This window comes from Lentzea waywayandensis (assembly GCF_900115955.1).
GTDB lineage: Bacteria > Actinomycetota > Actinomycetes > Mycobacteriales > Pseudonocardiaceae > Lentzea > Lentzea waywayandensis.
Window position 1 is genome coordinate 271,734 of the sequence record NZ_FOYL01000010.1, and the last position, 12,709, is coordinate 284,442.

Annotated in this window: 13 protein-coding genes; 5 read left to right on the forward strand and 8 right to left on the reverse strand. The window is 68.0% G+C overall.

Translation table 11 applies throughout. The annotated features are described in order from the left end of the window. Positions 1–42 precede the first annotated feature (42 nt). The gene (locus tag BM417_RS32795) at positions 43–1,011 is read right to left on the reverse strand and encodes a Glu/Leu/Phe/Val dehydrogenase dimerization domain-containing protein (RefSeq protein WP_245822308.1); all 969 of its coding nucleotides are present in this window, start codon (positions 1,009–1,011) and stop codon (positions 43–45) included. A gap of 83 nt (positions 1,012–1,094) precedes the next feature. On the opposite strand from BM417_RS32795, the gene BM417_RS32800 reads away from it, so the two are divergent. Continuing rightward, positions 1,095–1,556 (forward strand): Lrp/AsnC family transcriptional regulator, encoded by a 462-nt coding sequence (locus BM417_RS32800; protein WP_093602793.1) that lies wholly within the window; start codon positions 1,095–1,097, stop codon positions 1,554–1,556. Positions 1,557–1,584: 28 nt separating this feature from the next. On the opposite strand, the gene BM417_RS32805 is transcribed toward BM417_RS32800, so the two are convergent. Further along, positions 1,585–2,553 carry an NAD(P)/FAD-dependent oxidoreductase gene (locus tag BM417_RS32805; protein WP_093602554.1) on the reverse strand — a complete coding sequence of 323 codons (969 nt, stop codon included), beginning with the start codon at positions 2,551–2,553 and terminating at the stop codon, positions 1,585–1,587. A gap of 63 nt (positions 2,554–2,616) precedes the next feature. Between BM417_RS32805 and BM417_RS32810 the strand changes: the two genes are divergently transcribed. After that, on the forward strand, positions 2,617–4,011 hold the full coding sequence (locus BM417_RS32810; protein WP_093602556.1) for a class II fumarate hydratase: 1,395 nt from the start codon (positions 2,617–2,619) through the stop codon (positions 4,009–4,011). Positions 4,012–4,062: 51 nt separating this feature from the next. Here the strand turns inward: BM417_RS32810 and trhA are convergent, their stop codons facing one another. Then, positions 4,063–4,734 (reverse strand): PAQR family membrane homeostasis protein TrhA, encoded by a 672-nt coding sequence (gene trhA, locus BM417_RS32815; protein WP_093602558.1) that lies wholly within the window; start codon positions 4,732–4,734, stop codon positions 4,063–4,065. Positions 4,735–4,811: 77 nt separating this feature from the next. Here trhA and BM417_RS32820 point away from each other — a divergent pair, with 77 nt between their 5' ends. Further along, on the forward strand, positions 4,812–5,594 hold the full coding sequence (locus BM417_RS32820) for an isoprenyl transferase (protein WP_093602560.1): 783 nt from the start codon (positions 4,812–4,814) through the stop codon (positions 5,592–5,594). A gap of 70 nt (positions 5,595–5,664) precedes the next feature. On the opposite strand, the gene BM417_RS32825 is transcribed toward BM417_RS32820, so the two are convergent. Further along, the gene (locus BM417_RS32825; protein WP_093602562.1) at positions 5,665–5,934 is read right to left on the reverse strand and encodes a hypothetical protein; all 270 of its coding nucleotides are present in this window, start codon (positions 5,932–5,934) and stop codon (positions 5,665–5,667) included. Between the two features lie 88 nt (positions 5,935–6,022). Beyond that, positions 6,023–6,286, reverse strand: coding sequence for a hypothetical protein (locus tag BM417_RS32830; protein ID WP_093602795.1), 264 nt, complete (start codon positions 6,284–6,286; stop codon positions 6,023–6,025). A gap of 229 nt (positions 6,287–6,515) precedes the next feature. Between BM417_RS32830 and BM417_RS32835 the strand changes: the two genes are divergently transcribed. Continuing rightward, a complete protein-coding gene (locus BM417_RS32835; protein ID WP_093602564.1) occupies positions 6,516–7,766 on the forward strand; it encodes a DUF885 domain-containing protein in 1,251 nt (416 codons plus the stop codon). A gap of 388 nt (positions 7,767–8,154) precedes the next feature. Beyond that, positions 8,155–9,459 carry a PhoH family protein gene (locus tag BM417_RS32840; RefSeq protein ID WP_407656190.1) on the forward strand — a complete coding sequence of 435 codons (1,305 nt, stop codon included), beginning with the start codon at positions 8,155–8,157 and terminating at the stop codon, positions 9,457–9,459. A gap of 64 nt (positions 9,460–9,523) precedes the next feature. Here BM417_RS32840 and BM417_RS32845 read toward each other — a convergent pair whose 3' ends face one another. The 3 genes from BM417_RS32845 to BM417_RS32855 are packed head-to-tail and all read right to left on the reverse strand — an operon-like array spanning position 9,524 to position 12,688. Continuing rightward, positions 9,524–10,294 (reverse strand): ABC transporter permease, encoded by a 771-nt coding sequence (locus BM417_RS32845; protein ID WP_093602568.1) that lies wholly within the window; start codon positions 10,292–10,294, stop codon positions 9,524–9,526. Next, positions 10,291–11,244 (reverse strand): ABC transporter ATP-binding protein, encoded by a 954-nt coding sequence (locus BM417_RS32850; protein WP_093602570.1) that lies wholly within the window; start codon positions 11,242–11,244, stop codon positions 10,291–10,293. The genes BM417_RS32845 and BM417_RS32850 overlap by 4 nt, the downstream gene beginning before the upstream one ends. A gap of 4 nt (positions 11,245–11,248) precedes the next feature. Continuing rightward, positions 11,249–12,688: a GuaB1 family IMP dehydrogenase-related protein gene (locus BM417_RS32855; RefSeq protein WP_093602572.1), complete on the reverse strand. Its 1,440-nt coding sequence runs from the start codon at positions 12,686–12,688 to the stop codon at positions 11,249–11,251. Positions 12,689–12,709 lie beyond the last annotated feature (21 nt).

Genomic DNA, 12,709 nt, shown 5'->3' on the forward strand with positions numbered 1-12,709 from the left:
GGCGGTGACATCAGAAGGCCTGGCCGCCCACCGGTCAGGCCTTCACCCTCGCGCCCGGAGCATCCTTTCGACCGTCGCCTCGATCCCGTCGACCCTCTTCAGCGCGGTCTCGTGGTCGGCCCCGTCGTCCTCCCTGGCCAGCGTGTAGATCACCCCGCCGGCACTGGCGACGTGATCGGGCACCCAGACGATGCCGCGCTCCTCCAGCAGGCCGGCCACACCGTCGTCGGTGAGCTGGTTGTTGGCGGGTCCCACGATCAGCCTGACGTCGAGGTGCCGCACGGTCTCCGGGCTCAGCACCCCGCCCACCGCCGCGGGGATCAGCACGTCGGCCTTGACCTGGTACGCCTCATCGGGGTGCACCCAGCCGAACTCGCCCGTTCGCCTGCTTTCGTCCACATCGGACACCGTGATGTCCGCACCGCCGAGTCCTTTCGCGATCAGCTCCCCCACCGAGCCGAACCCGCTGATCACCACTTTCCTGCCGGTGAGGTCGTCCGTCCCGAAGACGTGCCGCGAGGCCGCCTTCAACGCCGCCAGCACGCCTCGCGCCGTAGGCCCGCTCGACGAGCCCGTACCGCCGTGTTCCTCGGGCAGGCAGTAGGCGTGCGGCGTCAGTTCCCGGAGCACCAGCATGTCGTCCGGTCCCGTCCCGACGTCCGGCCCCGCCTGGTAGGCGCCGCCGAACTCGTTGATCAGGTCGGCGTGGTCGAGCAGCACCGCGCGCCTGAGTTCCGGGGTGAGCTCCCGGTCGACCACGATCACGCTCTTGGCGCCACCGTGCGGAATCCCGGCCACCGCGCACTTCAGCGTCATGGCCTTGGACAACCGCAGCACGTCCGTGATGGCGTCGGTGATCCGCGCGTACGTCTTCATCCGGCACCCGCCGACCGCCGGTCCCGCCTCGGTCGAGTGCAGGGCGACCATGGTGGTCATCCCCGACCGCCTCCCCGTGCGGACGACGAGCTGTTCGTGCTCCCACATCTGCGTTCCCTCCCGAACTTCGGCCAAGCTCTGACCTCGAAGTTAGGGTGAACTCCAGTGCTCGATGTGCTTCGCCGAACTTTATTCGGCACAGCGACGTGGGGAACGAGATGGACGAACTTGATTCGGCGATCGTGCGGGAACTGCAGCGCGATGCCCGGCAGTCGAACCGCGACATCGCCCGCAAGGTGGGTGTGGCGCCGTCGACGTGCCTGGAGCGCACCCGCCTGCTGCGCGAGCGGGGCGTGATCCGCGGCTACCACGCCGACATCGCCCCGTCCGCGTTGAACCGGGGCGTGCAGGCGCTGGTGTCGGTGCAGGTGCGCCCGCTGAGCCGGGCCGTGATCGACGCCTTCAAGGCGTTCACCGTCGGGCTGCCCGAGGTGACGGCGGTGTTCGTGATGGCGGGCAGCGACGACTTCGTGATCCACGTGGGCGCCCAGGACAACGAGCACCTGCACGCGTTCCTGGTCGACAGGCTCAGTCAGCGCAAGGAGATCGTCGGCTTCCGCACGTCGATCATCTTCCAGCACCTGGCCAAGCACGACCCCGCACCGCTGCCGGAGGCCTGACCGCTTCCGGTCAGGCCTCCGCGCGGGGTCAGCTGCCGTCGCTGGAGTGCCCGGGGAACAGGTGCGCCGACGGGTTGAGCACCACCGCGATGTTGTTGACCGCGGTCGCCGCCTCCCCGAACCCCGTCGCGATGAGCTTGACCTTGCCGGGGTACTGCGCGACGTCGCCCGCCGCGTAGATCCTGTCCAGCTTGGTCTTCATCGTGGAGTCGACGAGAACGGCGCGGTGATCGAGCTCGAGACCCCACGACTCGATCGGCCCGAGGTCGGCGGTGAACCCGAGTGCCGCGACCACGGTCTGCGCGGGCAACGTCCGCGCGTCGCCACCCTTGACCTTGATGTCCACTTCGGACAGTGGCTCGCCGCGCAGCGCCAGCACCTCGGCGTCGGTGATGATCTCGACCCCGAGCTCCCGCACCTGCCGCACGGTGGCGGCGTGGGCGCGGAAGTTGGCCCTGCGATGCACGATCTTGACGCTCGCGGCGATCGGATGCAGCGCCAGCGCCCAGTCGAACGCCGAGTCGCCACCGCCCACGATCACCACGTGCTGCCCGGCGTGCTCGGCCAGCACCGGCACGAAGTGGACCATGCCCCGCCCGAGCCAGCCGTCGCCGGCGGGCAGCGGGCGCGGGTTGAACTCGCCCATGCCCGCCGTGATCAGCACGGCCCTGGTGGTGATCGAGGTACCGTCCGCGAGCCCGACCCGCAGACCGTCCTCAGTGGACTCACAGGTGCGTGCCTGGCGGCCGAGCAGGTAGTTCGGCTTGAACTGCCCCGCCTGCTCCACCAGGCCGTTGACGAGGTCGCGTCCCCTGACAGCGGGGAACCCGGCCACGTCGAAAATCATCTTCTCCGGATACATCGCGGTGACCTGGCCGCCCGGTTCTGGCAGAGCGTCGACCACTGCGACGTTCATTTCCCGGAAGCCGGCGTAGTAAGCGGCGAACAACCCCGTGGGACCAGCTCCCACGATGAGGAGGTCGACGTCACGCTCCATGAGTGGTGCCCTTCTGCCAGTGGTGGGTGGCAGTGCTGTGATCGACGATAGAGACTCGGAGGTATGTCTGAACAGGAGTACCGCGTCGAGCACGACACGATGGGTGAGGTCCGCGTGCCGGTCGACGCATTGTGGCGCGCCCAAACACAACGCGCGGTCGAGAACTTCCCGATTTCCGGTCGAGGCCTGGAACGCGCCCAGATCAGAGCCCTGGGCCTGCTCAAGGCGGCGGCGGCCCGAGCGAACGCTCAGCTCGGCGTTCTCGACGCGGACCTGGCCTCGGCCATCGCCACGGCGGCCGACGAGGTGGCCGCCGGCCAGTGGGACGCCCACTTCCCGGTCGACGTCTTCCAGACAGGTTCCGGCACGTCCTCGAACATGAACGCCAACGAGGTCATCGCCACCCTGGCCACGCGTGCGCTCGGCCGCGACATCCACCCGAACGACCACGTCAACGCCTCGCAGTCGTCCAACGACACCTTCCCGACGACCCTGCGCGTGGCCGCCACCGAGGCCGTGGTGACCGACGTGATCCCATCGCTGTCGCACCTGCTGGGCGTCCTGGAGTCACGCGCCTCCGAGTGGTCCGACCTGGTCAAGTCCGGCCGCACGCACCTCATGGACGCCGTGCCGATCACGCTGGGCCAGGAGGCGGGCGCCTGGGCGGCCCAGGTCCGCTACTCCGTCGAACGCCTGCAGTCCTCGATCCCGCGCCTGGCGGAACTGCCGATCGGCGGCACCGCGGTCGGCAGCGGCCTGAACGCCCCCGCGGAGTTCGGCGCCCTGGTGGCGTCAGAACTGGCCGCCGCGACCGACCTCCCACTGGTGGAGGCCCGCGACCACTTCGAGGCCCAGGCCACCCAGGACGGCGTCGTCGAGATCTCCGGCCAGCTCCGCGCCACCGCCGTCGCGTTGTTCAAGATCGCCAACGACCTCCGCTGGCTCGGCTCGGGCCCCCGCACCGGCCTCGGTGAACTCGCCCTCCCCGACCTCCAGCCGGGCAGCTCGATCATGCCGGGCAAGGTCAACCCGGTGATCTCCGAAGCCACGATGATGGTCGTGGCCCAGGTCATCGGCAACGACGCCACCGTCGCGTTCGCCGGCTCGCAGGGCAACTTCCAGCTGAACGTGATGCTGCCGGTCATCGCCCGCAACGTCCTGGAGTCGTCCCGCCTGCTCGCCGCCGTCGCCCGCCTCCTGGCGGACAAGGTCCTCGCCGGCACCGAGGCCCAGGCCGAGCAGATGCGCGAGTACGCCGAGTCGTCCCCGTCGATCGTCACGCCGCTGAACCGCTACATCGGCTACGAGGAGGCGGCGTCGATCGCCAAGCAGTCGTTGAAGGAACGCAAGACCATCCGCGAGGTGGTGCTGGAGCGCGGCCACGTGCCGGGCAAGCTCACCGAGGAGCAGCTGGACGCGGCGCTCGACGTGCTGCACATGGCGCGCGGCGGCCGCTGACGCACAAGGGTTCCGGTGCCGGGGCTCCCGGCACCGGGCTCAGACGTGAGGCTAGGAGTACATCGCGAGCCAGATGGCGATGTAGTGGCAGATCGCCGCCACCACGGTCGCCGCGTGGAAGAACTCGTGATACCCGAACACCTGCGGCCAGGGATTGGGCCACCGAGTCGCGTAGAACACCGCACCAACGGTGTAGAGCGCCCCACCCACCAGCAACAGCACCAGGGCAGCAACCCCGGCGTGGTGCAACAACTCGGGCAGCACGAACACGGCCACCCAGCCCAGGGCGATGTAGATCGGCACCCCGAGCCACCGCGGCGCGTGCGGCCAGGCCAGCTTCAAAGTCACGCCCAGCAGAGCGCCGATCCACACGACCCAGAGCACGGTGCTCCCGGTCCCGGGATCCATCGCCAGCAGCGCGAACGGCGTGTAGGTGCCCGCGATGAACACGAAGATCATCGAGTGGTCCATGCGCTTCATCCACGTGCGCACGCGGTCGGACTTCCACGTCACGCGGTGGTACAGCGCCGAGACGCCGAAGAGGCCCAGGACGGTCAGGCCGTAGACGGACGTGGCCAGGGCAGCGCGCGCGGACACCGTGGACGCCGCTAGAGCGATCAGTGTCGCGCCTGTCGCCACCGAGGCGATGAACGACCAGAAGTGCAGCCATCCACGCAGGCGCGGCCGCAGTCCGGGCTGAGAAGGAGTGGTCGCAGAGGTCACAGGGTCCTAGGTTACGCGACCGTAGGTTTCCTACCGCGACTCAGTGATGAACGTTGCACGGCGTACGCTGTTCGGACGTGGCACTCCGCACCCGTGTGAAAGACGTCGCTATCCACTTCTACGAGTGGATCCTCCGCCGCGAGCTCAGCGCGAACACGCAGGTGCCCAAGCACGTCGGCGTGGTTCTCGACGGCAACCGCAGGTGGGCCAGGGAAGCCGGGTTCACCGATGTCGCGCACGGGCACAGGGCCGGCGCTCGCAAGATCCTCGAGCTGCTCGACTGGTGTGGTGACGCCAAAGTGGAGGTCGTCACCCTCTGGATGCTGAGCACCGACAACCTCAACCGCGACATCGACGAGCTGGCGCCGTTGCTCGACATCATCGCGGACATCACCGACGAACTGGCCGAGGACGGCAGGCCGTGGCGGGTCCGGCACGTCGGCGCGATCGACATGCTGCCCAGGGAGCACGCCGAGCGCCTCACCAACGCCGCGAACAAGACCAAGAACCGCACGGGCATCCAGGTCAACGTCGCCGTCGCGTACGGCGGCCGGCAGGAGATCGCGGACGCCGTCCGGAAGCTCCTGCAGTCGCACGCCGAGCGCGGCGGCACCATCGAGGAACTGGCCGAGGTCCTCGACGTCGACCACATCGCGGAGCACCTCTACACGTCCGGGCAGCCCGATCCCGACCTGATCATCCGCACGTCCGGTGAGCAGCGGCTCTCCGGCTTCATGCTCTGGCAGTCGGCGCACTCGGAGTTCTGGTTCTGCGAGGCCTACTGGCCCGGTTTCCGGCGCACCGACTTCCTGCGGGCCATGCGCGAGTACGCCAAGCGTCACCGCAGGTACGGCGGCTGAGAACAGCTGAGAACAGCAGAAGGGGCGCCCACCGCGACGGTGGGCGCCCCTTCTTTCAACCTGATGACGATCAGCCGTGGTAGTGGCCGAAGTCGTCGCCGTCCTCGATGCCGCCGGCGGCGCAGGTCTCGGTGATGGAGGGCGAGTTCACCGGAACCGCTCCACCGAGCACCGCGACGTTGTTGCCACACGCACCGACAACGCCGTTCAGGTTGTTGGCGTTACCGACGATCAGCAGCGGCTCGTTGACCCAGTGGTGGCCGGGAGCGGCCATCGCGGGGGAACCGACGGCAACGAACGCAGCAGCGACACCGAGAGCGGCGGCAGCCTTCTTCAGCACGATTTTTCTCCTCATGAAGGTCTAAAACTGGAAAAACGCGTCTGGGGGCGCCAGAAATGACGCCCCCAGACGTGGAACTAAAGGGAGATCAGCCCTCGTCGACGATGCCGCCGGCGGCGCACGTCTCGGTGATCGACGGCGAGTTGATCGGCACAGCGCCACCCAGCACGCCGACGTTGTTGCCGCAGGCGCCGATGGTGCCGTTGAGGTTGTTGCCGTTCAGCAGAAGCAGCAGGGGGCCGTTCTTCCAGTGGTGTCCACCGTGACCGTGGCCCTCGCCGGCCATCGCGGCCGGGGCGAACGCGAGCGACAGCGCGGCTGCAGCGGCAACCACGGCACAAGCCTTCTTCATGTGATTCTCCTTCATGTCGGGTTATCCCCGTCATTTCCGGAGTCTTCGGGGATCTCCGGAGCGGTGGGGTCTCCGGGCGGAAACGCTATAGGCATTGATCTCGAATGGCCGCCCGCGTGACCCCATTGTGTGACGTCAAGATCAACAACATTCCCCGATCAGGTGGTCGTCGATTCACGATTCGGTCGCGAGTAAGGCGCTGTGGTAGACGCTCTACGCTCTCCGACTCATGGACGCCAACGAGCTGGTGCGCGGCTACCTGGTGCTGGGGCTGCGCCTCGGGCGCCTGGTGTCCGGGTTCGTCGACTCGTTCACCGGCGACCCGGCTTTGAGCCGCGCCGTCGACAACGAGCCGCGCCTGCACCCCAGGGCACTGGGAGACCACGCGCGCCTGCTGCGCAGGGAGATACCCGGCAGCGACCTCACTGAGCAGCGCAAACAGTTCCTCGACGCCCATCTGACGGCACTGGAGTGCACCGCGCGCAAGCTCGACGGCGAGCACATCTCGTTCGTCGACGAGGTCCAGCAGTACTTCCAGGTCCGCATCCGCCCCGGCGACGAGGACTCGTACGCGCAGGCCCACCGCAACCTCAGCGCGGTGCTCGAAGGGCCGGGTTCGCTCGCCGACCGCCTCGCCGACTTCCGCGAGGACGACGAGGTGCCCGCACGCAGGCTCCAGGGCGTCGTACAGGCCCTGTCGAGCGCTCTGCGGGACCGGGTGCGCCAGAAGTACGCGCTGCCCGAGCAGGAGATCGTGGAGTACCAGGTCGTCACGAACAAGCCGTGGAGCGGCTTCAACTACTACCTCGGCGGCTACCGCAGCAGGGTCGCGATCAACGCCGACATGGGCCACCGCATGTCGAACCTGCCGCACCTGGTCGCGCACGAGTCCTATCCGGGCCACCACACCGAGCACTGCCGCAAGGAGGCGGGCCTGGTCGCCAAGCGCGGCCACGCGGAGCAGTCGATCTTCCTGATCAACACGCCGCAGTGCCTGATGGCCGAGGGCATGGCGGACCTCGGCCTGCACGCCGCGGTCGGGCCCGGCTGGGGCGTCTGGACGGAGCAGATCCTCGGCGACCTCGGGTTGCGAATGGACGGCGCACTGTCCGAAAAGGTCGAGTCGGCGGCATCGGGCCTGCTCACGGTGCGGCAGGACGCCGCCCTGCTGCTACACGATCGTGGTGCGGATCAGGATGACGTGGTTGCGCATCTGCGCAGGTGGCTGCTAGTCCCCGACCGGCGCGCACGGCAAATGGTCCGTTTTCTGGCCGACCCGCTGTGGCGCGCGTACACCACGACGTACGTCGAAGGCGTGCGTCTCGTGCGGGCCTGGCTCGACGTCCGCGCGCCCGGCGAGTCGCTCGATTCCCGCTATCTGAGGCTTCTCGACGAGCCGCTCGTGCCGAAATCACTCGAATCCCAGGTCAGGGACGGTGTGTCGTGGCTGGCGCACAACACCCACGAGAACAGCATCTGACCAGCGGAAACACGGTTGTGGTCACGTTTCGGGATGTTTGCGGGCAGATGACGAATTCGGATTCACCTGTGTGGCTTCGTGCAGATGGGGCACTTCCACAGGTAACTTCGAAAGCGGCGGGACGCGACCACTGCGGACCGCGCAGGGAGGCTCTGATCGTGGCAGAAAAAGTCGCGAGGGGGCCGGCACCCGGCCCTCGTGGTCGACCTGCCTGACGCCACACCGGCGGAGGGCAAGACGATCAATCAGGGTGGTGCCTGGCCCAGCGAGGAGCGGACGCGGGTGCCGCGTTCGTGAGGGAGTTGCCGTGAACGCACGACGTCCCGCGAGCCGTTCCTCAGGCTCATCGCGCAGTTCTTCCTCCCGGCGCAAGTCCGCCGCCCCAGCCATCACGACATATGTGCTGGACACGTCGGTACTGCTGTCCGATCCTCTCGCCGCCACCCGGTTCGCGGAGCACGAGGTCGTGCTCCCGCTCGTGGTGATCAGCGAGCTGGAGGGCAAGCGCCACCACCCCGAACTGGGCTGGTTCGCGAGGGAAGCCCTGCGACTGCTCGACGACCTGCGCTTGCGGCATGGTCGCCTCGATTCGCCGATCCCCATCGGGGATCTGGGAGGCACCTTGCACGTCGAGCTCAACCACTCCGACCCGGAGGTGTTGCCATCAGGTTTCCGAACGGACTCCAACGACGCCCGAATCCTCGCGTGCTCCCTCAACCTCGCTGCTGAGGGGCGCAACGTCACCCTGGTGACGAAGGACATGCCGCTGCGGGTCAAGGCCGGATCGGTCGGCCTGCAGGCGGAGGAGTACCGGGCGCACGACGTCACCCTGTCAGGCTGGACGGGAATGTCCGACATGGACGTCCCGCAGTCCCTCGTGGACACCCTGTTCAAGGAGAACGTCGTCGACCCCACCCAGTACGAGGACCTGGAGCACATCGCGGAACTGCCCTGCCACACCGGAATCCGGTTGCTGGCGGGCACCTCGAGTGCGCTGGGCCGGGTGACCGCGGACAAGCAGATCAAGCTGGTGCGCGGAGATCGGGAGGCGTTCGGACTGCACGGGAGGTCCGCCGAACAGCGGATCGCACTGGATCTGCTGCTGGACTCCGAGGTCGGCATCGTCTCGCTGGGCGGGCGTGCGGGCACCGGCAAGTCGGCACTGGCGCTGTGCGCCGGTCTCGAAGCCGTGATGGAGCGAAGGCAGCACCGCAAGGTCGTGGTGTTCCGGCCGCTGTACGCGGTCGGTGGCCAGGAGCTCGGCTACCTGCCGGGTAGCGAGAACGAGAAGATGGGGCCGTGGGCGCAGGCGGTGTTCGACACCCTCGGCGCGCTGGTGAGCCAGGCGGTGGTGGAAGAGGTGATGGACCGCGGGATGCTCGAGGTCCTGCCCCTCACCCACATCCGCGGCCGCTCGCTGCACGACTCCTTCGTGATCGTGGACGAGGCGCAGTCGTTGGAGCGCAACGTGTTGCTGACCGTGCTGTCGCGTCTGGGCAGCAACTCGCGGGTGGTGCTGACGCACGACGTGGCGCAGCGCGACAACCTGCGGGTCGGCCGGCACGACGGCGTGGCGGCGGTGATCGAGAAGCTGAAGGGCCACCCGCTCTTCGCTCACGTCACGCTGACCCGCTCGGAGCGTTCGCCGATCGCGGCCCTCGTCACCGAGATGCTGGAGGACTACGCCTCGTAGTGCCGTGACGGAGAACGGCCCCGCGCAGCTTTCGTTGCGCGGGGCCGTTCTCTGCTTCCAGGGCTTAGTCCAGGGCCCGTTTCATGAAGCCGCGCAGGCCGAGTCCGCCGAAGCCGGCGATCGCGACGACGAGCACTAGCAGCACGATCGGCAACGGGATGTGCGGCACGGCCGGCACCAGTTCGGCGCGCATGCCCTCGCTCACGTACGTCAGCGGGTTGAGCGCGCAGACCACCTTGAACCACAGCAGATCGTCGCTCAGCGACCGCCACGGGAACTGGGCGGAACCCGTGAACAGGATCGGGGTGAGGATCACCGCGAACATCACGTTGACCCGGCGCGCCGGCACGGACGTGCCGATGACGAGGCCGACCGCGCCACCGGCGAGGCAGCCGAGGATGATCACCAGCAGGGCGCCGGGAATCCCCGCCCACTCCCACGACACGTCGAGCATCACGAACCCGACGGGCACCATCAGCACGGCCGCGAAGAACCCGCGGATCGCGCCGAACACGATCTTCTCCACCGCGACGAGCGGAATCGAGATCGGCGCGAGCAGCCGGTCCTCGATCTCCCGCGTCCAGGAGAAGTCCAGCACCAGCGGCAGCGTCGTGTTCTGCAGCGCGCCCAGGAACCCGTTCATCGCGATGATGCCGGGTAACAACACCTGGGCGAAGTCGTCCTGCACGTAGCCGATGTCCCCCAGCACCTTCGCGAAGATGAAGAGGATGAAGAACGGCTGGATGATCACCTGCGCGAGGAAGCTCGGCAGCTCGCGGCCCGTGACGAAGACGTCGCGCCACAGGATCGCCTGGAACGTCCTGAGTTGGCTCACCGAAGCTCCCTGCCGGTCAGGTGGATGAAGACGTCTTCCAGGCTGGGCTTGCCGATCGCGACGTCGCTGACCGTGACGTCGAGGTCCCGCAGGACGTTCAGCACGGCGGGCAACGTGATCGCGGTGTCGCTGTCGGTGTAGACGCGGAACATGTCGTTCAGGTCCTCCACCCGCTGCACACCGTCCACTTCAGACAGTCCTTGGGTGATCTTGGCGGGCTCGCTGCCGTTCGGGCTCACCGTGACGCTGACCGTGTTGCTGCCGGGCAGGCTCTTCGTGAGCTCGCTCGGGGTGTCCAGGGTGAGCAGCTTGCCGTGGTCGACGATGCCGACGCGGTCGCACAGCTTCGTGGCCTCGTCCATGTCGTGCGTGGTCAGCACGACCGTGACGCCGTCCGCGTGCAGTGCGGCGACGCGTTCGTGGACGAAGAGCCTGGCCTGCGGGTCGAGTCCGGTGCTCGGTTCGTCGAGGAACAGCACCTTGGGGCGGTGCATCAGCGCACGGGCGATCATCAGCCGTTGCGCCTGACCGCCGGACAACGTGTCGACGAGCGCGTTCTGATGGTCCTTGAGGCCCATCCGCTCGAGGATGTCGTCGGCGAGCTTCTGACGTTCCTTCGGGCCGATGCCGTGATACGCCGCGTGGAACAACAGGTTCTGCCGCGCGTTGAGCGACCGGTCGAGGTTGTTGCGCTGCGGCACGACCGCGAGCAGCTGCCGTGCACGCTTGGAGTCGGCCACCACGTCGACGCCCTCCACGAACGCCTGCCCCGAGGTGGGGCGGACGCGCGTGGTGAGGACACCGACCGTGGTCGTCTTGCCCGCGCCGTTGGGTCCGAGCAATCCGAAGACCTCGCCGCGGCGGACGTCGAAGCTCAATCCGTCCACCGCAGGCTTTTGTCCCGTTTTATAGACTTTGCGGAGATCTCTTACCGAGACCGCTTCGTCCACTTTTTCACCATCCCCCTGGCAACGGCCTTCCCTCCGCGAATCCAGCGGCGGACTGGATGCCGAGCACAGCCTTGTCGTGGAATTCCTCCAGCGAGTTCGCACCGGCATACGTGCAGGCCGAGCGAACGCCGGACGTTATCGCATCGAGCAGATCCTCCACGCTCGGGCGCACCGGGTCCAACCGCATTTTCGACGTGGAGATGCCCTCTTCGAACAGCCCCTTCTTGGCCCTCTCGAACGCGTTGTCGCCCCGCGTCCGTGCCGTCACAGCGCGCTTCGACGCCATTCCGAAGGATTCTTTGTAGAGGTTCCCGCGCTCGTCCCGCTGCAGGTCCCCCGGCGACTCGTACGTCCCCGCGAACCAGCTGCCGACCATGACGCTGCTGGCCCCTGCGGCCAACGCCAGCGCCACGTCACGCGGATGCCGCACGCCACCGTCGGCCCACACGTGCTTGCCGAGCTTCCGTGCCTCAGCGGCGCACTCCGCGACGGCGCTGAACTGCGGCCGCCCCACCCCGGTCATCATCCGCGTGGTGCACATGGCGCCGGGCCCGACACCGACCTTGATGATGTCCGCGCCGGCCTCGACCAGGTCCCGCACACCCTCCGCGGTGACGACGTTGCCCGCCGCGACCGGCACGCTCGGGTTCGCTTCCTTCACGGCCCTGAGCGCCGCGATCATCTTCTCCTGATGCCCGTGCGCCGTGTCCACGACCAGCACGTCCACCCCGGCCTTGATCAACGCCTCGGCCTTGGCCCGCACGTCCCCGTTGACCCCGACCGCGGCCGCGACCCGCAACTTCCCGTCGTCGTCCGTCGCGGGCTTGTAGACCTCGGCCCTGAGCGCCGTCAGTTCGGTCAGCACGCCCCTGAGCCGCAACGACTCGTCCACACCCAGCGCGACCTTGTGCGCGCTGTGGTGAAGCTCGTCGAACACGTCCTGAGGCCGCGAGTCGAGCGACAGCTTCAGCACATCGGTGTTCATGACATCGCCAAGGCGCGCGAACCTGTCCACGCCCGTGAGCGCGGCCTCGTCGACAACGCCCAGAGGCCGTCCACCGTCATCCACGACGACAACAGCCCCGTGCGCCCGCTTGTGCAACAGGTTCCACGCGTCCGCCACGGCATCACGCGTCGTGAGCGTCAACGGGGTGTCCCAGACGGGATGCCGCTCCTTGACCCACGCGATGATCTCCGCGACGGCCTCGGTGGGCACGTCCTGCGGGATGACGACGAGCCCGCCCCGCCGCGCGATGGTCTCCGCCATCCGCCGCCCGGCCACGGCCGTCATGTTCGCGACGACGATCGGGATGGTGGCCCCGGTGCCGTCCGAGGTGGAGAGGTCGACGCCGAACCGCGACTCCACGGCGCTACGGCCGGGAATGAGGAAGACGTCGTCATAGGTCAGGTCGTAAGAGGGTCGATGCCCTTCGATGAACCGCACGTGCTTCCACGATACCCGCAC